Genomic DNA, 24,103 nt, shown 5'->3' on the forward strand with positions numbered 1-24,103 from the left:
TTCATTTTGCACTGCGATTGCACGATCGCTTTCCGAAAGCCAAACCGTGCAATGCGGCGCCGCCGGTTTCTTGCCAGTGGGTTGCACGTCACGAAGTGCGACAAAGTGCCCCGCCGCACGTTTGTCCTCAGAGAAAGCTCTGCGGATCGATGTCGACCTGCACGAGAATGGATCCTCTTTCCTTCGGTCCATTGGCAATCATCGCGCGCAGATAGGCCTGCATGTCGCTCGAACGCTGGCCGTGCACCAGCAGGCGAAACCGGTGCCGCCCGCGAATCAGCGCCAGCGGCGCCTCGGCCGGTCCGAGGATGGCGATTCCCGACACGCCGGGGGCGGCCTGCCGCAATCCGCGTGCATGGGTCTCGGCTTCCACCCGGCTGTCGGCGGAGACGATTACGGAGGCCAGCCGGCCGAAAGGCGGCAGCAGCGCCTTTTCCCGCTCGCCGATCTCGCGCTCGTAAAAGTCCCGCGCATCCCCCGAAACGATGGCCTGCATCACGGGATGCAGCGGCTGGTAGGTCTGGATCAGCCCATGGCTCTTGAGCCCGGTTCGCCCGGCGCGGCCCGTCACCTGCGACAGGAGCTGGAATGTCCGCTCGGCCGCCCGCGGATCGCCATTCGAAAGGCCAAGGTCCGCGTCCACGATCCCGACCAGCGTCATGAGCGGAAAGTTGTGGCCCTTGGCGACAAGCTGGGTGCCGATGACGATGTCGGCCTCGCCCCTGGCGATAGCCTCCAGTTCGAGCCGCAGCCGCTTTACCCCCATCAGGTCCGAGGACAGGACAATGGTGCGCGCGTCCGGGAAATGCCTTTCGACTTCCTCTGCGATGCGTTCGACACCGGGGCCGCAGGCCGCCAGATGATCGAATGTCCCACATTCCGGGCAGGCTTCCGGCGTGCGCTCGGCGTAGCCGCAGTGATGGCACTGGATCTGGCCGCGGAAACGATGCTCGACCAGCCAGCTCGAGCATTGCGGGCACTGGAACCGATGGCCGCAGACGCGGCATAACGTCAGCGGCGCATAGCCGCGACGGTTCAAAAAGAGCAGCGCCTGCTCCCCCTTCTCCACTGTTTTGCCGATCGCCCGCAGCATGACGGGAGAGAGAAAGCCGCCCCTTTGCGGCGGATGGCGGCGCAGGTCGACGAGATGGAGATCCGGCAACGCGGCTTCGCCGAACCGCGTCGGCAGGTGCAGCGCCTGGTAGCGGCCGTTGTCGGCGTTGACCCGGCTTTCCACCGAAGGCGTGGCCGAAACGAGCACGACGGGAAAATTGCCTATGCGGGCGCGGACGACAGCCATGTCGCGCGCATTGTAAAAGACACGGTCTTCCTGCTTGTAGGCCGGGTCGTGCTCCTCGTCCACGACGATGAGCCCGAGGTCCTCGAAGGGAAGGAACAGGGCGGATCGTGCGCCGGCGACGACGCGCACTTCGCCCGTTGCCACCTGGCGCCACACCTTTTCGCGCATGCGCGGCGCGAGGTCGGAATGCCACTCCGCCGGCTTGGCGCCGAACCGATCCTGGAAGCGCTCGAGGAAGCTCGCCGTCAGCGCGATCTCGGGCAAAAGGATCAGCACCTGCCGCCCCTGCCGCAGCGTCTGGTCAATGGCCTCGAAGTAGACCTCCGTCTTGCCGGAACCGGTGATCCCGTCGATCAGCGCCACGGCGAAGCTGTCTGCGCGCACCTGCTCCACGAGATCGGCGGCCGCACCCGTCTGCGGCCCCTCCAGCCGTGGGGCGGCATAGTCCGGATCGGGAAGCGCCACGACCGGCGGCGGTGGCAGGAAGATGGTCTCGAAACTGCCCTGCGCCGTCAGGCCGTCGATGACGCTGGAAGACGTGCCTGCCGCATGGGCAAGACCGGAGCGCGTCCACGGCACGCCCTCCTCCGCCAGCGCAAGAACCCGTTCGCGCGCCGGCGTGATCCGCTCAGGGCGCACGCCGGTAAAGCGCAAGCCCTCCACCATCGGCTCCGGGTCGAAGGCTGCGGGCGCGCGCAGCGCCATCCGCGCCACAAGCCCCGGCGGCGTCAGCGTATAGGCCGACACCCAATCGACGAACGCCCGCATTTCCTTCGTCAGCGGCGGACAATCGAACACCTTCTCGATAGGCCGCAACTTCTTCGGATCGACCTTGTCGTCGCTTTCCCGGTCCCAGACGACACCTGCCACCAGACGCGATCCGAGCGGCACCTGCACGATGGAGCCGGGCTCGACCGCCATGTCTTCCGGCACCGCATAGGAATAAGGTCGCGGCGCCGGCATGGGAACCAGCACCGGTACCGTCCGCAGCGCCGGCGCCCCGCCGAACAGATCGTCCGTCACGCGTTCCATCACGCCGGCTCTCCGCAGGGCGGCAAGATGCCCATGCGCTCGAAGGTGCGAAGGAGTGCGCTCAAGCGTCGTCCTCCGCAATCTCGCCGGTCAGGCGCATGCCGTCGATCCAGGTGGCGCCGTCGTTACGAATCACGCGCTTCGCCCGCGTGCCGCAGCGGTCTTCGATCGCCGATGCCAGTTGCTCAGAGTGGGTGACGAGCCAGATCTGGCTGGAACGCGCCGCCTGCGCGACCATCTCGGCGAGCGGGTTCAGCATGTCCGGATGCAGGCTCGCCTCGGGCTCGTTGAGCGCGATCAGCGGCGGCTGGCGGTAAGACATCAGCGCTGCGGCAATACCGAGAAACCGGATCTGTCCATCAGACAGTTCCCGCGGCTGGAAGACGCGTTGCGGAAAATCCGGGAAAACCAGCCCGAATTCCGCATACTCGCCGGGCTCGGGCACGACAAGCCTTGCACCTCCGAAAGCGTCCGCCACCGCCCGGTCGAGATCGACCGTATCCCCGCGCGTATGAACGAGCGTCGCGAATACGGCGGCCATGTTGCCCCCGTCCTGGTCCAGCAAGGGCGAGGTGACGGCCAGGCAGGGCCGGCGCAGCGCCGAATCGCGATCCGTGCGAAAGCCGTGGAAGAACCGCCAGCCGTCGATCATACGTCGGAAGGCGCCCATCTCCGGATAGTGCCCGGCATCGCCCAGAAGCGCGATCGCCGTCTCGGACGTCATCGCCTGTTCCGGATACTCCTCCATTCGTCCCTGCGCGCCGCGCACCATGATGCCCGGGCCACCCCGCTTCATCATCGTCACTGGCCGCGACCCGGTCTCGATCGAAAGCTCCTCCTCCTTGATCTGCGGCTCGAACGCAAAGCCTGCCGCATCGATGGGCGGCCTCAGGCCGGCCTCGACCCGATATCGAAAGGTAACGGCGCGTTCCTCGTCGATCACCTCGACTTCGAGCTTGATACGAAAATTCTTCTCGTTGCGCCGCCTGCCCGACCATAGCGCCGAGGCCATGCCGCCCTCCGCCGCGATCTCGTAGGCGAGCGTCCCGCGCGCCGCCGCCTGGACGAGTTGCAGCGAGCGATAGAGATTGGACTTTCCGGCACCGTTCTCGCCGACGAAAAGGTTCACCCGGCCGAGATCCATCCGGATCGACCGCAGCGATCGGTAGTTCTGTGCAAGCAGCGAGCGCAGCATCATCGCTTCAACTAAGCGATTCCGGCGGCCGGACAAAAGGGAAAATGTGCAGCAGCCTCAGGCCGGGGAAAATCGCGCGTCCGCGTCGTCGGCCAGCGAGAAGACGCAATGGCGCTCCAGTGCCTTGGTGACATCCACAGGGTCGCCCGCGAGTTGCTCGGGCCTGATCATCGATCCGACGGTGAACTCGAAGCGGTTGCTCTTCTTGTTGAGAAGCTCGTGAAAGACGGTCATGTCGCGCAGTTCCGTCGACCATTTCGCCAGCCAGTAGAACAGACCCGAATTGCGCGCCTTCATATGGACGGGAAGGATCGGGAGATCGTATTTTCGCGCAAGCGATACCGCCGACATCTTCCACGGCCGCTCGTTCAGGCGCCCGTCCGCCCAATAAGCAATCCTGCCCGAAGGAAAGAGGACCGCCGCCTTCCCCTCGGCAATCGCGCGGTTGGTGATCTGGAGGGTCTCGCGCGTCTTGAGTATGCTCTTGTGCTCCTCGCGCCATTCCACCGGAATGATCATCTCGACGAAGCGGGGATTGACGCGGATGGCATCCCGATTAGCAAAGAACATCATGTCCGGGCGGCGCTGCTTCAGAAGGTCGAAGACGGCGACCCCGTCGGCAATGCCGGTGGGGTGATTGCTGACGAGCAGGAAGCCGCCCTTCTCCGGTATCCGTTCCGCCTTGCAGACGGCGACATCCAGGTCGAGCGCGCCGCTCAGGAACTCGAAGGCCTGGAAGCCCGGCATGTTGGCCACGGCATCGGCAAACTCGATCGCGCGGCGATAGTTGAGAACCGTGTGAAGAATGGGCCGCGCGACGGGCCATAGCGGATGGTTGACGATGCGGGTGCCGCGCTCCGCAATCAGAGTATCGACAATATGGCCCGGCTGCCCCTGGGAAACGAGTGCGAGCGTTTCCGCAAGATGTGCGAATTCCGTTGCCGAATCGCGTCTAGCCATGGGTCCGCCTGTTCATTTAGCCCCCGTATCGCAGTTTCGTATGATCTAAGCGTGACAGGCGCGAAGTCAACGTTAACAAAACGCTAACCCGGCAACCGCTAGATTGCGCGCCTGAGAATCCGACTAAAGAGGCGACCGTGGACCAGTTGCTCATCATCGCCGACGAAGCACTGTTGAGGGAGCGCACGGCGTGGCTTTCGACGCTGGCGGCCGAGCGGCGGCTGTCGGAAAACACGCTCGAGGCCTATGAGCGCGATACCCGCCAGTTCCTGACGTTCCTGACCGGGCACCTCGCATCCCCGGCGCGGCTGAAGGATATCGGCGACCTCCGTCCGGCGGACCTGCGTGGATTTCTCGCTGCCCGTCGGCGCGACGGCGCGGGCGCGCGCACGCTGGGACGCGGCCTCGCGGGGCTGCGCTCCTTCCTGCGCCATCTCGAGCGCAAGGGCATGGCAAACGCCGCAGGTGCCGCTGCGATCCGCTCGCCGAAGCAGCCGAAGTCCCTGCCGAAACCACTGACGGACAGTCAGGCGCTCTCAGTCGTCGGCACCGACGCCCAACTCGCCGACGAGCCGTGGATCAGCGTCCGCAACGCCGCCGTCCTGACCTTGCTCTACGGCTGCGGACTGCGCATTTCCGAAGCGCTGTCGCTGACGCCGGACGATTTTGCCGGCAGCCCCAGCGCGCTGCGCATCACCGGCAAGGGCGGCAAGACGCGCATCGTGCCGCTGCTGGATGCAGCCCGGCGCGGCGTCGAGGATTACCGGCGCCTGTGCCCCTATCCCCTTGCGGCAGACGGACCGCTCTTTCGCGGCGCCCGTGGCGGCCCGCTGCAGGCGGCGATCATCCAGCGGGAGATGCAGAAGATGCGCGGCGCCCTCGGCCTGCCGGACAGCGCCACGCCGCACGCGCTGCGCCATTCCTTCGCAACGCACCTGCTGGCGGGCGGCGGTGACCTGCGCACCATCCAGGAACTGCTCGGCCATGCGAGCCTGTCGACGACGCAGGTCTATACCGGCGTCGATTCGGCACGGCTGCTCGAAATCTACGACAAGGCCCATCCCCGCGCCTGATTTCGTCATCGGAATGCCGCAGACATGTGTCGCAGTGGAAAGCCGCATGCTCGCGTGGATCCGGAAGCCACCCGTTAAGGGATTGTGAGGGCTCGACGGCTAGGTTCCTGCGTAGATTGCCGGGAGCCGCGTCATGAACCACTCGTCCGCCCTAGAACGGATCACCCTAGCAGACCGCATCGCCGACACGACGCTCTGGCTCGTTGCCACGCTTCACGTGATCGCGGCCGCCGCAATGTTCTTCCTTCTCCTGTCGCTTTCGCCGGCAAGCGCGAACGACCTGCCCGTCTGCGGCGGCAAGAGCCTGCTACCGCAATTGGAGGCAAGCGATCCGGCGGCTTACGCGACATTGGTCGAAGAAGCGAAGGCGACGCCGAACGGCGACGGAATCCTGTGGAAGATCGAAAGGGACGGGACGCGCCCCTCCTATCTGCTCGGCACGATGCACGTCACCGATCCCCGCGTGCTCGCCATGCCGCCGGCAGCCCAGTCCGCCTACCGGGAGGCCGAGACCGTCGTCATCGAGTCCGACGAGATCGCCGACGAGAAAAAGGCCAGCGCGACGCTGCTCGCCCGCCCGGACCTGACGATGTTCATGGACGGACGCACGATCACCGGCCTGTTGGGGGAAAAGGATTCGGCCATCCTCGCGGAGGGCCTGAAGAAGCGCGGCATGTCGCTGGCTGCCGTTTCGCGCATGAAACCCTGGCTGATCATGAGCTTCGTCGCCCTCCCCGCCTGCGAGATGGCGCGCAAGCAGGCCGGCGCCTATTTTCTCGACCAGAAACTGGCAAAAGACGCGATTGCCGACGGCAAGACGCTCAAGGGACTTGAAACGATCGTCGAACAGATCAGCACGCTCGACGGCCTGCCGCTGGCCCCACAGCTTGCGGGCCTGGTCCAGATGGTCCAGCTGGGCGAAACGATGGAAGACATCATCGAGACGATGAGCCAGCTTTACCTCGCCGGCGACGTCGGAATGATCATGCCGCTGATGCGTGCAGCCGTGCCTGAGGGCGAGGACGAGGCTGCCGGCTACGCTGAATTCGAGCAGCGCGTCATCATCGACCGCAACCATCGCATGGCGGAGCGCGCGGCGCCGATCCTGTCCGGTGGCAATGTCTTCATCGCCGTTGGCGCGCTTCACCTGCCGGGCAAGGAGGGCGTGGTGGAACTGCTGCGCGGCGAGGGCTTCACGGTCAGCCGCGTCCAGTAACGGCCCGTTCAGGCAGGACGGACGTTCGTGCGTTAGCCCGCCCGCCGCAAATTCACCTTCGAAGCGATCTTGCCAGTCGGCCGAAACGAGAGATGACGATACGTTGAAGTCCATACCGAAGCACTCCTTGCATGTCCGGCCCATGATGGCGATCCGGCCAGCGGAGTGAATGAGGCGAACTGCCGCCAAGGCACAGGCAAGAAATGATGAAGCCCGGCGCAAGGGCTTGCGCCGGGCTTCAAGGGACGTTGAAGGGTCTGCCGTGAAACGGATCACATGTGGATCGGCTTGAAGAAGGCGCCGAGGGCGGCTTCCTTGACGGCTTCGGACATCGTCGGATGCGCATGGCAGGTGCGGCCGAGATCTTCCGACGAGCCGCCGAACTCCATCAGCACGGCGATCTCGTGGATCATCTCGCCCGCTCCGAAGCCGACGATATGGCCGCCGAGCACGCGGTCGGTCTCCTTGTCCGCCAGAATCTTGACGAAGCCGTCGGTGGCGAGCATGGCACGCGCGCGGCCATTGGCCGAGAACGGGAACTTGCCAACCTTGTAGGCAACGCCCGCAGCCTTCAGTTCCTCTTCCGTCTTGCCGACGGAGGCGACTTCCGGCTGGGTGTAGACCACGCCCGGGATGACGTCGTAATTCACGTGGCCGGCCTGGCCGGCGAGGATCTCGGCCAGTGCCACACCCTCGTCCTCGGCCTTGTGCGCCAGCATCGGGCCGCGCACGACGTCGCCGATGGCGTAGATGCCCGGCACATTGGTCTGGAAATGGCCGTCGATCTCGACGCGGCCGCGATTGTCGAGCGCCACGCCGGCCTCGGCGAGACCCAGGCCATCGGTGTAGGGCCGGCGTCCGGTCGCGACCAGCACGATATCGGCATCCAGCGTCGTCGCCTCACCACCCTTCACCGGTTCGAAGGTCACGTTGGCGCCGGTCTTGGTCTTCTCGACCGCCGTCACCTTGGCACCGACGCGGATATCCATGCCCTGCTTAGCCAGCATGCGCTGGAACTGCTTGGAGACTTCGCCGTCCATGCCGCCGAGAATCGTGTCGAGGTATTCGACGACCGTGACCTTGGCGCCGAGGCGCATCCAGACCGAGCCGAGCTCCAGGCCGATGACACCGCCGCCGACAACGATCAGATTCTCGGGCACCTTGTCGAGCGCGATCGCGCCGGTGGAGGAGACGACAACCTTCTCGTCGATATCGACCTTGACGCCCGGAATGCCGGCGACGTCGGAGCCGGTGGCGATCACGATCGCCTTGGTCTCGAGCACCTGCTCCTCGCCCTTGTCGCTGGTGACGGCGACCTTGCCGGCCCCGAGCACCTTGCCGGTGCCCACGATGCCGTCGATCTTGTTCTTCTTGAACAGGAAGGCGACGCCATCGACATTCGACTTCACCGTCGCGTCCTTGTGGCCCATCATCTTTTCGAGGTTCAGCTTCGGCGTCAGCCCCTCGACACCGAGTGCGTCCATGCCGTGGGCGGCGTGGCTGTACATTTCGGAAGCATGCAGCAGCGCCTTGGAGGGGATGCAACCGACGTTGAGGCAGGTCCCGCCATAGGTCGCGCGCTTCTCGACGACAGCGACCTTCAGGCCGAGCTGCGCCGCCTTGACGGCGCAAACATAGCCGCCGGGGCCGGAACCGATAACAACGAGATCATATGCCATGAATTATCCTTCCTGTGCGGGACGACTATCTGCCGCCGCTGACGTTGAGGGCGGCACCCGTCACATAGGATGCCGCGTCGGAGAGTAGATAGAGAACAGATTGCGCAACTTCGTCGGGCGAGCCCGGCCGCTGCATCGGGATCGCCGGCGCCATGTCGCGGGCGCGCTCCGGCAAACCGCCGGAGGCGTGAATGTCGGTGTCGATGATACCGGGACGCACCAGATTGACGCGGATGCCTTCGGCTGCGACCTCGCGTGCAAGGCCGGTCGTGAAGCTTTCGATCGCGCCCTTGGTGGCCGCATAGTCGACATATTGCCCGGCCGAACCGAGTATCGCCGCCATCGACGAGATGTTGACGATCGCCCCGCCGCGGCCGCCGTGGCGCGTGGACATGCGTCGCACCGCCTCCTGGGCGCAGCGGATCGATCCGATGACGTTGACTGCGAACATCCGGTCCAGCCGCTCGACCGAGATCTCGTCGACGCGCGCCGGATGACCGACGATGCCAGCATTGTTCACCAGACCGTCGAGCCTGGAAAACGTCGCATCCAGCGCGGAGAAGATCGAGGCGAGCCCCGCCTCCGTCCCGACGTCGCCCTCGATCGCAACTGCCGAGCCGCCGGCGCTGCGGATATCGTCGACCACCGCCTCGGCGGCCGCAGCGTTCGCGGCGTAGTTCACCGCGACCTGCCAGCCGGCGGCTGCCGCCAACCGGCAGACGCTGGCCCCTATGCCACGGCTTCCGCCGGTGACGAGAAGGACGGGATGCAAGGTCGTCATTTCGCACACTCCTTGAAGGTCAGGAGATCCCAGGGAACGTCAGTCAGCTTCTTCTCTTCCCAGGCGCCGGAATAACGCAGTGCCGGGCCGAAGCCGGCAAGCAGCAGTGCAGGGGCGGCTTTCGCCCCCTCCTCCGGCACCAGCTCGCCGATCGCCCCATCCGGCGCCACCGGATACATCACGCCCTCCCAGACCGTGCAGGCGGCGATCTCTTCGCCGGTCACGTCTCCCGTCGGGCAATTGTGCATGACCATGGCGTTGGAGCGCGCCACTTCGTCGCCGGTCATGATGTGCCCATTGAGGAGAAGGTCGCCCTTAACCTGCCGGATCTTGAAGTGGTGGCTGACGACCGCGGCTTCCGATCCGACCGGTTCGAAGGAAAGTTCATAGGCCCCGTCCCTGTCCGTATAGACCGCCTGCGCCTGCCGGCACTCCGCGGCAAGCGCGGCAGATGCACAGGCAGCCGAAACAGTCGATGCCAGGAGAAGGGAAGCGAGAACGCGCATCGGTCAGACAGCCCGCTCGGTCGCAAGCTTGATGCCGAGCGCGATGAACACCACGCCGCTGGCACGATTGATCCACTGGCTGGCGCGCGAGAAGGCAGCGCGCATTGTCGGCGTCGTCATGAACAGCGAGACGCCGACGAACCAGGCGATCAGGCACGTCGCCATCACCAATCCGTATCCGAACTTGATCGTCATCGGCGTGTGCACGCTGACGACCGTCGAGAAGATCGACAGGAAGAAGAACACCGCCTTGGGATTGAGCGCATTGGCCATGAAACCGAGCCCGAAGGCGCGGGCTGCCGACTGGCGCCGGCCGCCTGCGGGTGCGCCGGCGGCGGGCGCATCGATTTCCGCCCTTCCTGCCTTCAGCGCCTTGACACCGATATAGACGAGATAGGCGACGCCGCACCATTTGACGATGTTGAAGAGGTAGATCGACTGGGAGATGATCAGGCCGAGCCCCAGGATCGTGTAGGTCACATGCACCATAAGCGAGGCACCGATCCCGAAGGAGGTGATGACCGCCGACCGTCTGCCGTGCATGATCGACTGGCGTATGACCATCGCAAGGTCGGCACCGGGCGAAACGATGGCAAAGGCAAAGATCGCCATCAGCGAGGCGAGTTCGATCAGATATGTGTGCATCTCAGGTCTCCGGTGCGTCCAGCCCGCGGACGCGGCGCGTCGATCACAACAGAATTGCAGCGAACATCATGAAAAGCCCGGCAAGTGAGCCGAGCCAGATCAGCGAGCGGACGTAGGCGACGCCCGCGAGATACAGTGGAATGTAGAGAAGCCGGCAGGCGAACCAGAGCAGCGCGCCACGATAGCCCCAGCCGGTCGGATCGCCGGCAAGGGCAAGGCAGAGCGCGAGGCCGACGAAGGCGGGATAGCTCTCCCGCAGGTTGGCCGAGGCCCGTTCCGCCCGTCCGGCAAGCCGGCCAAGCGGCTTGGCTTCGCCGTCCCGCGGACCGGCATTCCAGGCCTGCCCGCGATCGCTCGTGCTCAGCGCCCCCTGCAGCATTACCTGGAAGACGAGCAGCGCCGCGCTCCACGCCACCAGCGTGATGAAAGGCGAAGCGGCAAGCGCTGCTGCGTCCATCTTTGCCCGTCCTTAAAGGTCCAGAACGAGGCGTTCCGGATCCTCCAGGCTTTCCTTGACGCGCACGAGGAAGGTCACGGCTTCCTTGCCGTCGACGATCCGGTGATCGTAGGAAAGTGCGAGGTACATCATCGGCCGGATGACAACCTGGCCGCCGATGGCGACCGGACGCTCCTGGATCTTGTGCATGCCGAGGATGCCGGACTGCGGTGCGTTCAGGATCGGCGAGGACATCAGCGAGCCGTAGACGCCGCCGTTCGTGATCGTGAACGTGCCGCCCTGCATGTCGGCCATCGACAGCGAACCGTCGCGGGCGGCCTTGGCGAGGCGGCCGAGTTCCTTCTCGATCTGGGCGATCGACATCTGGTCGGCGTCGCGGATGACCGGGACCACGAGGCCCTTGTCGGTGCCGACAGCCATGCCGATGTGGCAGTAGTTCTTGTAGATGATGTCGGTGCCGTCGATCTCGGCGTTGACGGCCGGCAGTTCCTTCAGCGCGTGCGTCACGGCCTTGGTGAAGAAGCCCATGAAGCCGAGCTTCACGCCGTGCTTCTTCTCGAAGATGTCCTTGTACTTCGCGCGCAGGTCCATGACGGCCTTCATGTCCACCTCGTTGTAGGTGGTCAGCATGGCAGCCGTGTTCTGCGCATCCTTCAGGCGCTTGGCGATCGTCTGGCGCAGGCGCGTCATCTTCACGCGTTCCTCGCGCGGCGCATCGGCTTCCGACGACGGCGCGCGGGCCTGGATCTGGATCGGTGCTGCGGGCGCTGCCGGAGCGGAGATGCCCTTGGCGACAGCGGCGATCACGTCGCCCTTCAACACCTGGCCGCGCTTGCCCGAGCCGTCCACCTGCTCTGCGGACAGATTGTTCTCTGCCAGCATCTTGGCTGCGGCCGGTGCCGGCGGCATGGAGGATGCGGCAGCTGCAGGTGCTGCAGCCGGCGCAACAGCGGGAGCTGCTGCAGGCACAGGTTCGGCGGCCTTTGCGGCCGGCGCGGCGGCACCGGCAGCTGCGCCTTCCGCGATCTGGCCGAGCAGGGCGCCGAGGCCGACGGTCTCGCCGTTCGGCGCGACGATTTCAGACAGCACGCCCGAAGCCGGTGCCGGCACCTCGACCGTCACCTTGTCAGTTTCCAGTTCGACGAGCGGCTCGTCCGCCTTGACGACGTCGCCGACCTTCTTGAACCAGGTGCCGACGGTCGCTTCGCTGACGGATTCGCCGAGGGTCGGAACGCGGATTTCAGTAGCCATTGTTCTAGTCCTGAAATGTTGAATGGTTGAATTCTGTTGCGGGAAGCGGGGCGCGGTGGCACTTCCCTGATGGGGAACCATGCCATAGCGCCCACCTCCCGTTAACCGCCGAGCGCATCCTCAAGGAACGCGGCCAGCTGTGCAAGGTGCTTGGACATCAGGCCCGTTGCCGGCGACGCGGCTGCCGGACGACCGGTGTAGCGAACACGCTGATGCTTGGCGTCGATATGGGCGAGCACCCATTCCAGGTACGGATCGATGAACGACCATGCACCCATGTTCTTCGGCTCTTCCTGGCACCAGACCATTTCCGCATGACGGAAGCGCGACAGCTCGTTGATGAGCGCCTTGGCCGGGAACGGATAGAGCTGCTCGAGACGCAGCAGGTAGATGTCGTCGATGCCGCGCTTCTCGCGCTCTTCGAGCAAGTCGTAGTAGACCTTGCCAGAGCACATGACCACGCGTCGGATCTTGGCATCCTTCTGCAGCTTGATCGGCCCGTCCTTGATGACTTCCGCGTCGTCCCACAGCAGGCGGTGGAACGAGCTTTCGCCGGCTAGCTCCGACAGGCTCGAGACCGCGCGCTTGTGGCGCAGCAGCGACTTTGGCGTCATCAGGATCAGCGGCTTGCGGAAGTCGCGCTTGATCTGCCGGCGCAGGGCATGGAAGTAGTTAGCCGGCGTCGTGCAATAGGCGACCTGCATGTTGTCTTCCGCGCAAAGCTGCAGGAAGCGCTCGAGGCGGGCGGAGGAGTGTTCCGGACCCTGGCCTTCGTAGCCGTGCGGCAGTAGGCAGACGAGACCAGACATGCGCAGCCACTTGCGTTCGCCCGACGAGATGAACTGGTCAAACACCACCTGTGCACCGTTGGCGAAGTCGCCGAACTGGGCTTCCCACAGCGTCAGCGCGTTCGGGCGCGCCAGCGAATAGCCGTATTCGTAGCCGAGCACGGCTTCTTCGGAGAGCATCGAGTTGATGACCTCGTAGCGCGCCTGGGTCGGCGACAGGTTCGCCAGCGGGATATAGCGGTCTTCGGTCTCCTGGTCGTAGAGGACCGAGTGGCGCTGCGAGAACGTGCCGCGCTCGCAGTCCTGGCCCGACAAGCGGATCTTCGTGCCCTCGACGGCCAGCGACCCGAAGGCAAGCGCCTCGGCCATCGCCCAGTCGAGCCCTTCGCCGGATTCGATCATCTGCGCACGGTTGTCCATGAAGCGCTGGATCGTGCGGTGTGCCTTGAAGCCTTCCGGAATGGTCGAAAGCTTGCGCCCGATTTCCTTCAACTGCTTCATCGGCACCGATGTCTTGCCGCGACGCTGCTCGTCGGCATTGTCGGCGGTGCGCAGGCCCGACCACACGCCATCCAGCCAATCGGCCTTGTTCGGCTTGTAGGACTGGCCGGCATCGAACTCCTGTTCGAGCCTGGCGCGCCAGTCGGCCTTCATCTTCTCGAATTCACCCTCGGTGATCAGGCCTTCCTCGATCAGCCGCTGGCCGTAGAGCTGCACGACCGTCTTGTGGGCGCGGATCGCCTTGTACATCTTCGGCTGCGTGAACGCCGGCTCGTCGCCTTCATTGTGGCCGAAGCGGCGGTAGCAGAACATGTCGATCACGACCGGCTTGTGGAACTTCATCCGGTATTCGGTGGCGATCTTGGCGGCATAGACGACCGCTTCCGGATCGTCGCCGTTGACGTGGAAGATCGGCGCCTCGATCATCTTGGCGACGTCGGACGGATAGGGCGACGAACGCGAGAAAGCCGGATTGGTGGTGAAGCCGATCTGGTTGTTGATGATGACGTGCATCGTACCGGCAACGCGGTAGCCGCGCAGGCCGGAAAGGCCGAGGATCTCCGCGATGACGCCCTGGCCGGCAAAGGCCGCGTCGCCATGGATCAGGAGCGGCATCACCTTGGCGCGTTCGCGCAAGGGAATGATGTCACCTTCGAAGACCGTCGCCATCTGGTCCTGCTTGGCGCGGGCCTTGCCCATGACGACCGGGTTGACGATCTCCAGGTGCGACGGGTTCGCCGTCAGCGACAGGTGCACCTTGTTGTTGTCGAACTCGCGGTCGGAAGAGGCGCCGAGGTGGTATTTCACGTCGCCCGAGCCTTCGACGTCGTCAGGGGCGTAGGAGCCGCCCTTGAATTCGTGGAATATCGCCCGGTGCGGCTTCGCCATGACCTGCGAAAGCACGTTCAGGCGGCCGCGATGGGCCATGCCGAGAACGATTTCCTTCAGGCCTTCCTGGCCGCCGCGCTTGATGATCTGCTCCAGCGCCGGGATTAGCGCTTCACCGCCGTCGAGGCCGAACCGCTTGGTGCCCTTGTACTTGACGTCGATGAACTGCTCAAAGCCTTCGGATTCGATCAGCTTCTGCAGGATCGCCTTCTTGCCCTCGGGCGTGAAGTCGACGCCCTTGTCGGGGCCTTCGATGCGCTCCTGGATCCACGCCTTGATCTCCGGATCGGAGATGTGCATGAACTCGACGCCGAGCGTCGAACAATAGGTGCGCTCGAGAATTTCGAGCATCTGCGGAATGGTCGCGTATTCGAGGCCGAGCACGTTGTCGAGGAAGATCGGCCGGCTGTAGTCGGCTTCCGTGAAGCCGTAGGACTTCGGCGACAGCTCGTCATAATCCTCCACCGGATCGGCAAGGCCGAGCGGGTCGAGCTTGGCATGCAGGTGGCCGCGCATGCGGTAGGCGCGGATCATCATGATGGCGCGGACGCTGTCGCGGCTCGCCTGCTGGACGTCGCTGGCATTGACCGGAACGCCCGTCGCAACGGCGGTTTCCTCGGCCTTTGCCTTGATCTTCTTCTCGACGACCTTCTCGACCGTGCCCCAGTCGCCATCCAGTGCGGATACGAGCTCGCCATTCGCGGCGATCGGCCAGTTCTTCTTCTTCCACGACGCGCCCTGGGCCGCCTTGAGGACATCGGCCGGACTGTCGTCGAGCGCCTTGAAGAAACCCTGCCACTCGGGAGCTACCGAGGAGGGATCCTGTTCGAAGCGCGCATAAAGCTGTTCGATGTATGCCGCATTGGCACCGTCGAGGAACGACGTCACCTGAAACTGTTCGTTGGCGTCTTGTCTTGCCATGGTCGCTCGCGGGCGCCGCGCCCGCCTCCTGACTGTAATCCACCCCGGGGAAAGCGTCCGGGAGAAACGCCCGCCCGGGCTCCCGTCCTCGACGGCCCCAGGCGATGGGAAGAACAGGCGGCCGGCATCGTACCGGCCGCCAAAGTTGTCAGTCTCAGCCCTTCAGGACTTCGACGAGAGTCTTGCCTAGACGCGCCGGGGAAGGCGACACCTTGATGCCTGCCGCTTCCATGGCTGCGATCTTGGATTCCGCATCGCCCTTGCCGCCGGAGACGACAGCGCCGGCGTGGCCCATGGTGCGGCCCTTCGGCGCCGTACGGCCCGCGATGAAGCCGGCCATCGGCTTCTTGCGGCCCTTCTTGGCTTCGTCGATCAGGAACTGGGCTGCGTCCTCTTCGGCCGATCCGCCGATTTCGCCGATCATGATGATCGAGGTCGTGGCTTCGTCGGCGAGGAACATCTCCAACACGTCGATGAACTCGGTGCCCTTGACCGGATCGCCGCCGATGCCGACAGCCGTCGTCTGGCCGAGGCCTTCGTTCGACGTCTGGAACACGGCCTCATAGGTCAGCGTGCCTGAGCGCGAAACGATGCCGACCGAACCCTTGCGGAAGATCGAACCCGGCATGATGCCGATCTTGCACTCTTCCGGGGTCAGGATGCCCGGGCAGTTCGGGCCGAGCAGGCGCGAGTTGGAACGGTCGAGGCGGGCCTTGACGCGCACCATGTCCATGACCGGGATGCCCTCGGTGATGCAGGTGATGAACGGGATCTCGGCGTCGATCGCCTCGATGATCGCGTCCGCGGCACCTGCCGGCGGAACGTAGATCACGGAAGCATCTGCGCCGGTCTTTTCCTTGCCTTCGGCAACCGAAGCGAAGATCGGCAGGGTTTCGCCCTTCGAGCCGGTCCAGGTTTCGCCACCCTTCTTCGGGTGGATGCCGCCGACCATCTGCGTGCCGTAATAGGCGAGCGCCTGTTCTGTGTGGAAGGTACCGGTCTTGCCGGTAAGGCCCTGAACGAGAACCTTGGTATTCTTGTTGACGAGAATAGACATGTATCAGGTCCTCAAATTAGGCGTTGATCGCCGCGACGATCTTCTTGGCGGCATCGTCGAGATCGTCAGCTGCGGTGATCGCGAGACCGGATTCGTTGAGGATCTTCTTGCCGAGCTCGACATTGGTGCCTTCCAGGCGGACGACGAGCGGAACCTTGAGACCGACTTCCTGCACGGCGGCGACAACGCCCTCGGCGATGACGTCGCACTTCATGATGCCGCCGAAGATGTTGACGAGGATGCCCTCGACCTTCGGGTCGGCCGTGATGATCTTGAAGGCCGCAGCAACCTTGTCCTTCCCGGCGCCACCGCCGACGTCACAGAAGTTTGCCGGCTCCTTGCCGTAGAGCTTGATGATGTCCATCGTCGCCATGGCGAGGCCCGCGCCGTTGACCATGCAGCCGATGTTGCCGTCGAGAGCGACATAGGCGAGATCCCACTTGGAGGCCTCGATTTCCTTGGCGTCTTCCTCGGTCTCGTCACGCAGAGCCTTGACGTCGTCGTGGCGGAACAGCGCGTTGCCGTCGAAGGACATCTTGGCGTCGAGAACGCGCAGATGGCCGTCCTTCATGACGATCAGCGGGTTCACTTCGAGAAGCGCCATGTCCTTTTCGCCGAACGCCTTGTAGAGCGCCGGGAACAGCGACTTGGCATCTTCGGCTGCAGCGCCGGTCAGTTCCAGAGCCTTGGAAATCCTGGCAACGTCGTCAGCCGTGACGCCGGTTTCCGGGTCGATGGCGATCGTGTGGATCTTCTCCGGCGTGTCGTGGGCGACGGCCTCGATGTCCATGCCGCCTTCGGTCGAGACGACGAAGGCAACGCGACCGACCGAGCGGTCGACCAGCAGGGAGCAATAGAGTTCGCGGTCGATGTCGGCGCCGTCCTCGATGTAGAGGCGGTTCACCTGCTTGCCGGCTTCGCCGGTCTGCGCGGTCACGAGCGTATTGCCGAGCATTTCCTTGGCATGCGCCACGACTTCGTCGATCGACTTCGCCAGGCGGACGCCGCCCTTGGCGTCGGGGCCGAGTTCCTTGAACTTGCCCTTGCCGCGACCGCCGGCATGAATCTGGCTCTTGACCACGTAGAGCGGCCCGGGAAGCTTCTTCGCGGCAGCCTCGGCCTCTTCGACCTTGAGGATGGCGACGCCCTCGGCGACCGGTGCGCCATAGCCCTTCAGGAGAGCCTTGGCCTGGTATTCATGGATGTTCATGGAAAATTTCCTCTCTCTTGGCCGAAGCGATTACTTCAGCGCCGGAGCGATGTTGATGCAGGCTTCGCACAGGCCGGCGACGGCGCCGACCGACTTGTCGAAAGCTTCCTGCTCGTTCTTGTTGAGGTCGATCTCGATGACGCGCTCGACGCCGCCGGCGCCGATGACGGTCGGAACGCCGACATACATGTCCTTCACGCCGTACTGGCCGGACAGGTGTGCCGCGCAGGGCAGCACGCGCTTCTTGTCCTTCAGGTAGGATTCGGCCATCTCGATGGCGGATGCCGCCGGCGCATAATAGGCCGAACCGGTCTTGAGCAGGCCGACGATCTCCGCACCACCGTCACGGGTGCGCTGGATGATCTGCTCCAGGCGTTCCTGCGTGCACCAGCCCATCTTGACGAGGTCGGTGAGCGGGATGCCGGCAACCGTCGAGTAGCGCGGTAGCGGAACCATGGTGTCGCCGTGGCCGCCGAGAACGAAGGCGGTGACGTCCTGGACGGAAACGTTGAATTCCTCGGAGAGGAACAGGCGGAAGCGGGCCGAGTCCAGCACGCCTGCCATGCCGACGACCATGTTCTTCGGCAGGCCGGAGAACTTCTGCAGCGCCCAGACCATCGCGTCGAGCGGGTTGGTGATGCAGATGACGAAGGCGTTCGGGGCATACTTCTTGATGCCGGCGCCGACCTGTTCCATGACCTTGAGGTTGATGCCGAGCAGGTCGTCGCGGCTCATGCCCGGCTTGCGGGCAACGCCGGCGGTGACGATGCAGACGTCCGCGCCCTCGATCGCCGCGTAGTCGCTGGCGCCGGTGAGCGAGGCGTTGAAGCCTTCGACGGGCGAGGACTGGGCGATGTCGAGGCCCTTGCCCTGCGGAATGCCGTCGGCGATGTCGAACAGGACGATGTCGCCCAATTCCTTCAGGCCGGCCAGATGCGCCAGCGTGCCACCGATCATTCCAGAACCAATAAGTGCGATCTTCTTGCGCGCCATGAAAGTGCTTCCTTTGCGATCCATCTCCGATCGGCCAGCGTCGCAAACGCCAGGACCGTCCGGCTGAACGGATTAGCGCCCAAAGCCTTAAATATCAACTAATACTTTTTGAGGTAGGTATTTCAATCGGTTAGATGACAAAATTCTTACGTAAACGTAAGAATTTATGTCGCGAGATCGTCACAATTCATTCATTCTGCGGTGATGGTTCTCGGCATATTCCACGCTGCGGATCTCGATCAGGCGCGAAACCGTGCGGTCGAACTCGAAACCTTCGGTCCCCTTCTTGGCCACCAGCAGGCTTTCCGGCGCGGCCGCGGCGGACGCGAACAACCGAGCGCCGTGATCGTAGATCGTGTCGACGAGATTGATGAAACGCTTCGTCTCGTTGCGTCGATCCGGTCCGAGAAAGGGGATATGATCGAGGAAGATGGTATCGTAGCGTTCCAGCACCGCCAGATAGTCGGCAGCCCCCAGCGGTCTTTCGCAGAGGTCGGAAAAAGAAAAGCGCGCGGCTCGCCCGGCGGCGGCCGGAACCGCGATCTTCCGCCCGCGGAACGCGATCGCCGAGGGCTCCGCCGCCTGGCCCGCCGTTTCGCGCAGCCATGCCTTGTCCATTGCCCGGTCCGCATCAGCGCCCAGCGGATAGCGAAAGACCGGCAGGCCCTCGTCCTTCTCCAGCCGGTAGTCCGTACCGTTGTCCAGCGCGACGATATCGACGTGCTTCTTCAGGAGATCGACGAAAGGGAGGAACAGGCCGCGATTGAGGCCGTCCTTGTAGAGATTGTCGGGCTCAACGTTCGAGGTCGCGACAAGAATGCACCCACGTGCGAACAATTCGCCGAACAGTCGCGACAGGATCATGGCGTCGGCAATGTCGGTGACGGAGAATTCATCGAAGCAGAGCAGCCGCGCCTCCCCGATCAGCGCCTCCGCTACCGGCGGCACCGGGTCAGCCTGCTTGGTCTCGCCGTTTTTCAGCTTCTGGCGATGCTTGTGGATGCGGTCGTGCACATCGGCCATGAACTCGTGGAAGTGCGCCCTGCGCTTGCGCTTGATCGGCACCAGCGAAAAGAACAGGTCCATCAGCATGGTCTTGCCGCGACCGACGCCGCCATGGATGTAGAGCCCGCGCGGAACGGCCGACTTCTCGGGCTTGCGTGCGGCGAAAAGCCAGCCCAGCGCGCTCGACTTTCGCGCCGGCCGCTGCGCCTGGATCGCCTGCAGCAGCGCGTCGAACCGCAGCGCCATATGCGCCTGCACCGGATCGGGCTGCAGGTCGCCGGCAGCAACCATCGCCTTCAGCTTGTCGGATACGCCGTGCTCGGGATGAGCGGAGACCTTGTCCCAATCCTGTTTCATGGGCACCGCAGCAGATCTCCGTGACAGTCTATTTCGCTTCGATCAGCGCGACAGGCTAACCGGCTGGCCGCCCGTGGTCGATCCGTCGAACCGGGAATCGGCGGTCCTGTAGAGCCGTGCAATGGCGTTGCCGTCGCGATCCTTGATAACGACCTGCTTGCCGGCCACTTCCCAGGACCCCATCTGCGTCAGCTCGCCGGCGCAGCCGCGCGTGCCGCCGCGCGAGCCAGAACCGAGGTTGGTCAGCGTCAGGAACATGTCACAGGAGGTCGGGCCGTTGCTGACCCGCCAGTTGCCGACCATGGCTTCCTTCTTGACGTCCATGCCGGCGGCGGATGCTCCGCCGTCAGCGCCCGGCATGCCGCCGGCGCCCGGCGTCGCCATCGCTGTATCGGTCGTGGGCGCCACGGGGAACTGCGAGCCGCCGGTCGTGCTGGTGGAGGGATCGGGAAGCTGGCTGGAGGAGACCGAGCCGACCGGTGCGGGCTGCAACGGAGCCGTCGGCTGCGTGTCGATGCCGCCCATGGAGGAGGTCCGCTGGCAACCCGTCACCGCAAGCGCCATCATCAGTCCACCTGCCATATGTACAATCCGCATGTCGAAACTCCTGCCCCTTCGTCGATGCCCTGGATAAGCGACAATCATGGCGGCTTAACGTGAATCGCCCGTTTAAATCAAGTGTTGGCCGGAAATGTTTCATCGTGGCACAACTGCGACCGCGCCCGGCTCGGCAAGCATTGCGACTGCCGGACATGAAAATGCCGGGCAACGAGCCCGGCATTTCCCATTCATGCGATAGCGGCAGCCGCAGCCCGTCAGAGCCGACGCTCGACCAGCATCTTCTTGATCTCGCCGATTGCCTTGGCCGGGTTCAGTCCCTTCGGGCAGGCCTGCGCGCAGTTCATGATCGTGTGGCAGCGGTAGAGGCGGAACGGATCCTCGAGATTGTCGAGACGCTCGCCGGTGGCCTCGTCCCGGCTGTCGATCAACCAGCGATAGGCCTGCAGCAGCACGGCCGGGCCGAGATAACGGTCGCCGTTCCACCAGTAGCTCGGACAGGAGGTCGAGCAGCAGGCGCAAAGGATGCACTCGTAGAGGCCATCGAGCTTCTGACGATCCTCGTGGCTCTGCTTCCATTCCTTCGCCGGCGTCGGCGAAACCGTCTTCAGCCACGGCTCGATCGAGCGGTGCTGCGCGTAGAAATGCGTCAGGTCGGGCACCAGATCCTTCACGACGGGCATGTGCGGCAGCGGGTAGACCTTCACCGTCCCGTCCACCTCGTCCATGCCCTTGGTGCAGGCGAGCGTGTTGGTGCCGTCGATGTTCATCGCGCAGGAGCCGCAGATGCCTTCGCGGCAGGAGCGGCGCAGCGTCAGCGTCGGGTCGATCTTGTTCTTGATGTAAAGCAGCGCGTCCAGCACCATCGGGCCGCAGTCGTCGACATCGACATAGAACGTGTCGATCGACGGGTTCTTGCCGTCGTCCGGGCTCCAGCGGTAGATGCGGAACTCGCGGGTGTTGGTGGCGCCGGCCGGCTTCGGCCAGACCTTGCCTTCGGTCATCTGCGAGTTCTTCGGGAGAGCGAGTTCAACCATGTCCAGCTACCTCGGGATCAATAGACGCGAGCCTTGGGCGCGATCTTCTTCGGATCGATCCCTTCGGCGATGAGGTCGGTATGGACCGGCCGGTAGTCGAGCTTGACGTTGCCGTTCGCATCCACCCAGGACAGCGTGTGCTTGCGCCAGTTGACGTCGTCGCGGCCGCCGAGCGGGCCGTCCTTGTAGTCCTCGCGGGCATGCGCGCCGCGGCTTTCCTTGCGCGCTTCCGCGCCGACGACGGTGGTGATGGCGTTGGCCATCAGGTTCTCCAGCTCCAGTGTTTCCACCAGGTCGGAGTTCCAGATCAGCGAACGGTCGGTGACCTTGATGTCGGCCATCTCGTCCCAGATCTCCTTCATGCGGCGGCAGCCGTTTTCGAGAGATTCCTGGGTACGGAAGACGGCCGCGTCTTCCTGCATGGTGCGCTGCATCTTGTCGCGCAGCACCGCCGTCGGCGTGCCGCCGCTGGCGTAGCGCAGCTTGTCGAAGCGCTCCATGATCTTGTCGCAGGCCGCCTTGTCGAGGGCGGGGATGGGCTCTTCGCGGTTGATTACCTCGCCGGCTCGGATCGCAGCCGCGCGGCCGAAGACCACAAGGTCGATCAGCGAGTTGGAGCCCAGGCGGTTCGCGCCGTGTACCGAGGCACAGCCGGCCTCGCCGACGGCCATCAGGCCGGGTGCGACGCGCTCAGGATTGGCGCTGTCGGCATTGAGAACCTCGCCCCAGAAGTTCGTCGGCACGCCGCCCATGTTGTAGTGGACGGTCGGAAGAACCGGGATCGGCTCGCGGGTGACGTCGACGCCGGCAAAGATCTTGGCGCTTTCCGAAATGCCGGGAAGACGCTCGTGCAGCACGGCCGGATCGAGATGGTCGAGATGCAGGAAGATGTGGTCCTTGTTCTTGCCGACACCGCGGCCTTCGCGGATTTCCAGCGTCATGCAGCGCGAGACGACGTCGCGCGAGGCTAGGTCCTTGGCCGACGGCGCATAGCGCTCCATGAAGCGCTCGCCCTCGGAATTGACGAGATAGCCGCCCTCGCCGCGGGCACCCTCGGTGATCAGGCAGCCGGAACCGTAGATGCCGGTCGGATGGAACTGCACGAACTCCATGTCCTGCAGCGGCAGGCCGGCACGGGCAATCATGCCGCCGCCGTCGCCGGTGCAGGTGTGCGCCGACGTCGCCGAGAAGTAGGCGCGGCCGTAGCCGCCCGTCGCCAGCACGACCATCTTGGCCGAGAAGCGATGGATCGTGCCGTCGTCCAGGTTCCAGGCGACGACGCCGGTGCAGCGGCCGTCGGGCGACATGATCAAGTCGAGCGCAAAGTACTCGATGAAGAACTCGGCGTTGTTGCGCAGCGACTGGCCGTAGAGCGTGTGCAGGATGGCGTGGCCGGTACGGTCGGCGACCGCACAGGTGCGCTGCACCGGCGGGCCTTCGCCGTAGTTCTGCATGTGGCCGCCGAACGGCCGCTGGTAGATCTTGCCTTCCTCGTTGCGCGAGAAGGGAACGCCGTAGTGCTCGAGCTCATAGACCGCCTTCGGCGCTTCCATGGCGAGGTACTGCATGGCGTCGACGTCGCCGAGCCAGTCCGAACCCTTCACGGTATCGTAGAGGTGCCACTGCCAGCTGTCCGGCGTCATGTTCTGCAGGGAGGCGGCGATGCCGCCCTGGGCTGCGACCGTGTGCGAACGGGTCGGGAAGACCTTGGTGATGCAGGCCGTGCGGAAACCCTGCTCGGCCATGCCGAGGGTGGCGCGAAGACCCGCGCCGCCCGCGCCGACCACGACCACGTCATAGGCGTGATCGACATACTGATAGGCTTTGCCGTTCGTCGCCGGCGAGGAGTTCGGTGCCATGGTGAATTATCCTGCGAAAGCGATCTTCAGGACGGCGAAGAGACAGAGCCCGCCGATGAGAGCCGCAAAGAAGGTATTGAGCATCAGAAGTCCGATCTTCGGGCCTTCCGCGTGGACGTAGTCCTCGATGATGACCTGCATGCCGAGCTTCATGTGATAGATGCCGGAGATCACGACGAGCGCCATGACGACGGCTACGACCGGATGCGACAGCGCCGCGCGCACTTCCGCATAAGGTGCGCCGGCATAGCAGACGACGAAGCCGATGAAGAAGAGAAGCAGCGGCACGTTAGCGACTGCCGTCAGCCGCTGGCGCCAGAAGTGCTCCGTTCCGTCCTTGGCCGAGCCGAGGCCGCGGACGCGGCCGAGAGGTGTACGCATGTCCATGTCAGTAATCCTCAGCGCACCAGGAAGCCGATCACCCAGGTCAGCACCGTAAGCGCGACCGAGACGATGGGCATGATCTTGGCGATCTTCGTGGAGAGGTGCTTCTCGTAGCCGTGCCCCGTATCCCAGACGAAATGGCGCAGGCCTCCGAGCATGTGATGGAACAGGGCCCAGGTGTAGCCGAACAGGATCACCATGCCGATCCAGGTCCCGAAGAACCAGCTGACCCAGTTGTAGTAGCCCTCCCCCATCGCCGCCGCGATCAGCCACCAGGCAACGAGGACGGTGCCGAAGTAGAGTGCGCCGCCGGTGATGCGATGCACGATCGACATGACCATGGTGGGGATAGGCTTGTAGATTTGGAGATGCGGCGAGAGCGGCCGGCCTTTTGTGACATTCGTCATCAGAACCCTCACGGAAATTCCGGAGAACGGCCGCGAAAACTGG

The 24,103-nt window shown here is 64.4% G+C and carries 21 protein-coding genes; 2 read left to right on the forward strand and 19 right to left on the reverse strand.

The annotated features are described in order from the left end of the window. Positions 1-127: 127 nt before the first annotated feature. The 3 genes from HV823_RS00730 to HV823_RS00740 form a co-directional block, all read right to left on the reverse strand. Complete coding sequence (locus HV823_RS00730; protein WP_176947833.1) at positions 128-2,332, reverse strand: primosomal protein N'; 2,205 nt, start codon at positions 2,330-2,332, stop codon at positions 128-130. Between the two features lie 61 nt (positions 2,333-2,393). Further along, on the reverse strand, positions 2,394-3,530 hold the full coding sequence (locus HV823_RS00735; protein WP_176947834.1) for an AAA family ATPase: 1,137 nt from the start codon (positions 3,528-3,530) through the stop codon (positions 2,394-2,396). A gap of 54 nt (positions 3,531-3,584) precedes the next feature. Beyond that, complete coding sequence (locus tag HV823_RS00740; RefSeq protein ID WP_176947835.1) at positions 3,585-4,487, reverse strand: GNAT family N-acetyltransferase; 903 nt, start codon at positions 4,485-4,487, stop codon at positions 3,585-3,587. 137 nt (positions 4,488-4,624) lie between these two features. On the opposite strand from HV823_RS00740, the gene HV823_RS00745 reads away from it, so the two are divergent. Together HV823_RS00745 and HV823_RS00750 are read left to right on the forward strand one after the other, a co-directional pair. Continuing rightward, a complete protein-coding gene (locus tag HV823_RS00745; protein WP_176947836.1) occupies positions 4,625-5,560 on the forward strand; it encodes a tyrosine-type recombinase/integrase in 936 nt (311 codons plus the stop codon). 133 nt (positions 5,561-5,693) lie between these two features. Next, positions 5,694-6,776, forward strand: coding sequence for a TraB/GumN family protein (locus HV823_RS00750; protein WP_176947837.1), 1,083 nt, complete (start codon positions 5,694-5,696; stop codon positions 6,774-6,776). A gap of 272 nt (positions 6,777-7,048) precedes the next feature. Here the strand turns inward: HV823_RS00750 and lpdA are convergent, their stop codons facing one another. The 16 genes from lpdA to sdhC form a co-directional block, all read right to left on the reverse strand. Further along, complete coding sequence (gene lpdA, locus HV823_RS00755) at positions 7,049-8,455, reverse strand: dihydrolipoyl dehydrogenase (RefSeq protein WP_176947838.1); 1,407 nt, start codon at positions 8,453-8,455, stop codon at positions 7,049-7,051. A gap of 25 nt (positions 8,456-8,480) precedes the next feature. Then, on the reverse strand, positions 8,481-9,236 hold the full coding sequence (locus HV823_RS00760; protein WP_176947839.1) for an SDR family oxidoreductase: 756 nt from the start codon (positions 9,234-9,236) through the stop codon (positions 8,481-8,483). Continuing rightward, complete coding sequence (locus tag HV823_RS00765) at positions 9,233-9,742, reverse strand: hypothetical protein (RefSeq protein WP_176947840.1); 510 nt, start codon at positions 9,740-9,742, stop codon at positions 9,233-9,235. The genes HV823_RS00760 and HV823_RS00765 overlap by 4 nt, the downstream gene beginning before the upstream one ends. Before the next feature lie 3 nt (positions 9,743-9,745). Next, positions 9,746-10,387 (reverse strand): LysE family translocator, encoded by a 642-nt coding sequence (locus HV823_RS00770; RefSeq protein ID WP_176947841.1) that lies wholly within the window; start codon positions 10,385-10,387, stop codon positions 9,746-9,748. A 43-nt stretch (positions 10,388-10,430) separates the two neighbouring features. Beyond that, the gene (locus HV823_RS00775) at positions 10,431-10,844 is read right to left on the reverse strand and encodes an MAPEG family protein (protein ID WP_176947842.1); all 414 of its coding nucleotides are present in this window, start codon (positions 10,842-10,844) and stop codon (positions 10,431-10,433) included. Positions 10,845-10,856: 12 nt separating this feature from the next. Continuing rightward, positions 10,857-12,095 (reverse strand): 2-oxoglutarate dehydrogenase complex dihydrolipoyllysine-residue succinyltransferase, encoded by a 1,239-nt coding sequence (gene odhB, locus HV823_RS00780; protein ID WP_176947843.1) that lies wholly within the window; start codon positions 12,093-12,095, stop codon positions 10,857-10,859. 101 nt (positions 12,096-12,196) lie between these two features. Beyond that, positions 12,197-15,193, reverse strand: a complete 2,997-nt coding sequence (locus tag HV823_RS00785) for a 2-oxoglutarate dehydrogenase E1 component (RefSeq protein WP_176947844.1) — start codon at positions 15,191-15,193, stop codon at positions 12,197-12,199. Positions 15,194-15,347: 154 nt separating this feature from the next. Next, a complete protein-coding gene (sucD, locus tag HV823_RS00790; RefSeq protein ID WP_176947845.1) occupies positions 15,348-16,250 on the reverse strand; it encodes a succinate--CoA ligase subunit alpha in 903 nt (300 codons plus the stop codon). A gap of 16 nt (positions 16,251-16,266) precedes the next feature. Beyond that, positions 16,267-17,460 carry an ADP-forming succinate--CoA ligase subunit beta gene (gene sucC, locus HV823_RS00795; protein WP_176947846.1) on the reverse strand — a complete coding sequence of 398 codons (1,194 nt, stop codon included), beginning with the start codon at positions 17,458-17,460 and terminating at the stop codon, positions 16,267-16,269. Positions 17,461-17,490: 30 nt separating this feature from the next. Beyond that, positions 17,491-18,453, reverse strand: coding sequence for a malate dehydrogenase (gene mdh / locus HV823_RS00800; protein WP_176947847.1), 963 nt, complete (start codon positions 18,451-18,453; stop codon positions 17,491-17,493). 180 nt (positions 18,454-18,633) lie between these two features. Further along, positions 18,634-19,815, reverse strand: coding sequence for a cell division protein ZapE (zapE, locus tag HV823_RS00805; protein ID WP_246300674.1), 1,182 nt, complete (start codon positions 19,813-19,815; stop codon positions 18,634-18,636). Between the two features lie 42 nt (positions 19,816-19,857). Next, positions 19,858-20,412: a protease inhibitor Inh/omp19 family protein gene (locus HV823_RS00810; RefSeq protein ID WP_176947848.1), complete on the reverse strand. Its 555-nt coding sequence runs from the start codon at positions 20,410-20,412 to the stop codon at positions 19,858-19,860. A gap of 218 nt (positions 20,413-20,630) precedes the next feature. Then, complete coding sequence (locus HV823_RS00815; RefSeq protein WP_176947849.1) at positions 20,631-21,410, reverse strand: succinate dehydrogenase iron-sulfur subunit; 780 nt, start codon at positions 21,408-21,410, stop codon at positions 20,631-20,633. Between the two features lie 17 nt (positions 21,411-21,427). Next, positions 21,428-23,269: a succinate dehydrogenase flavoprotein subunit gene (gene sdhA / locus HV823_RS00820; RefSeq protein WP_176947850.1), complete on the reverse strand. Its 1,842-nt coding sequence runs from the start codon at positions 23,267-23,269 to the stop codon at positions 21,428-21,430. 6 nt (positions 23,270-23,275) lie between these two features. Continuing rightward, on the reverse strand, positions 23,276-23,656 hold the full coding sequence (gene sdhD / locus HV823_RS00825) for a succinate dehydrogenase, hydrophobic membrane anchor protein (RefSeq protein WP_176947851.1): 381 nt from the start codon (positions 23,654-23,656) through the stop codon (positions 23,276-23,278). Positions 23,657-23,667: 11 nt separating this feature from the next. Continuing rightward, entirely contained in the window at positions 23,668-24,060 is a 393-nt protein-coding gene (gene sdhC / locus HV823_RS00830) for a succinate dehydrogenase, cytochrome b556 subunit (protein ID WP_176947852.1), read from the reverse strand. Positions 24,061-24,103 lie beyond the last annotated feature (43 nt).

It is taken from the genome of Mycoplana rhizolycopersici (genome assembly GCF_013378445.1).
GTDB lineage: Bacteria > Pseudomonadota > Alphaproteobacteria > Rhizobiales > Rhizobiaceae > Mycoplana > Mycoplana rhizolycopersici.

Bases quoted from the DNA above. Each gene is read 5' to 3' on its own strand.
- HV823_RS00730 (WP_176947833.1), bottom strand. From the start codon at position 2,332: ATGGAACGCGTGACGGACGATCTGTTCGGCGGGGCGCCGGCGCTGCGG.
- HV823_RS00735 (WP_176947834.1), bottom strand. From the start codon at position 3,530: ATGATGCTGCGCTCGCTGCTTGCACAGAACTACCGATCGCTGCGGTCG.
- HV823_RS00740 (WP_176947835.1), bottom strand. From the start codon at position 4,487: ATGGCTAGACGCGATTCGGCAACGGAATTCGCACATCTTGCGGAAACG.
- HV823_RS00750 (WP_176947837.1), top strand. From the start codon at position 5,694: ATGAACCACTCGTCCGCCCTAGAACGGATCACCCTAGCAGACCGCATC.
- lpdA (WP_176947838.1), bottom strand. From the start codon at position 8,455: ATGGCATATGATCTCGTTGTTATCGGTTCCGGCCCCGGCGGCTATGTT.
- HV823_RS00760 (WP_176947839.1), bottom strand. From the start codon at position 9,236: ATGACGACCTTGCATCCCGTCCTTCTCGTCACCGGCGGAAGCCGTGGC.
- HV823_RS00765 (WP_176947840.1), bottom strand. From the start codon at position 9,742: ATGCGCGTTCTCGCTTCCCTTCTCCTGGCATCGACTGTTTCGGCTGCC.
- HV823_RS00770 (WP_176947841.1), bottom strand. From the start codon at position 10,387: ATGCACACATATCTGATCGAACTCGCCTCGCTGATGGCGATCTTTGCC.
- HV823_RS00775 (WP_176947842.1), bottom strand. From the start codon at position 10,844: ATGGACGCAGCAGCGCTTGCCGCTTCGCCTTTCATCACGCTGGTGGCG.
- odhB (WP_176947843.1), bottom strand. From the start codon at position 12,095: ATGGCTACTGAAATCCGCGTTCCGACCCTCGGCGAATCCGTCAGCGAA.
- HV823_RS00785 (WP_176947844.1), bottom strand. From the start codon at position 15,193: ATGGCAAGACAAGACGCCAACGAACAGTTTCAGGTGACGTCGTTCCTC.
- sucD (WP_176947845.1), bottom strand. From the start codon at position 16,250: ATGTCTATTCTCGTCAACAAGAATACCAAGGTTCTCGTTCAGGGCCTT.
- sucC (WP_176947846.1), bottom strand. From the start codon at position 17,460: ATGAACATCCATGAATACCAGGCCAAGGCTCTCCTGAAGGGCTATGGC.
- mdh (WP_176947847.1), bottom strand. From the start codon at position 18,453: ATGGCGCGCAAGAAGATCGCACTTATTGGTTCTGGAATGATCGGTGGC.
- zapE (WP_246300674.1), bottom strand. From the start codon at position 19,815: ATGAAACAGGATTGGGACAAGGTCTCCGCTCATCCCGAGCACGGCGTA.
- HV823_RS00810 (WP_176947848.1), bottom strand. From the start codon at position 20,412: ATGCGGATTGTACATATGGCAGGTGGACTGATGATGGCGCTTGCGGTG.
- HV823_RS00815 (WP_176947849.1), bottom strand. From the start codon at position 21,410: ATGGTTGAACTCGCTCTCCCGAAGAACTCGCAGATGACCGAAGGCAAG.
- sdhA (WP_176947850.1), bottom strand. From the start codon at position 23,269: ATGGCACCGAACTCCTCGCCGGCGACGAACGGCAAAGCCTATCAGTAT.
- sdhD (WP_176947851.1), bottom strand. From the start codon at position 23,656: ATGGACATGCGTACACCTCTCGGCCGCGTCCGCGGCCTCGGCTCGGCC.
- sdhC (WP_176947852.1), bottom strand. From the start codon at position 24,060: ATGACGAATGTCACAAAAGGCCGGCCGCTCTCGCCGCATCTCCAAATC.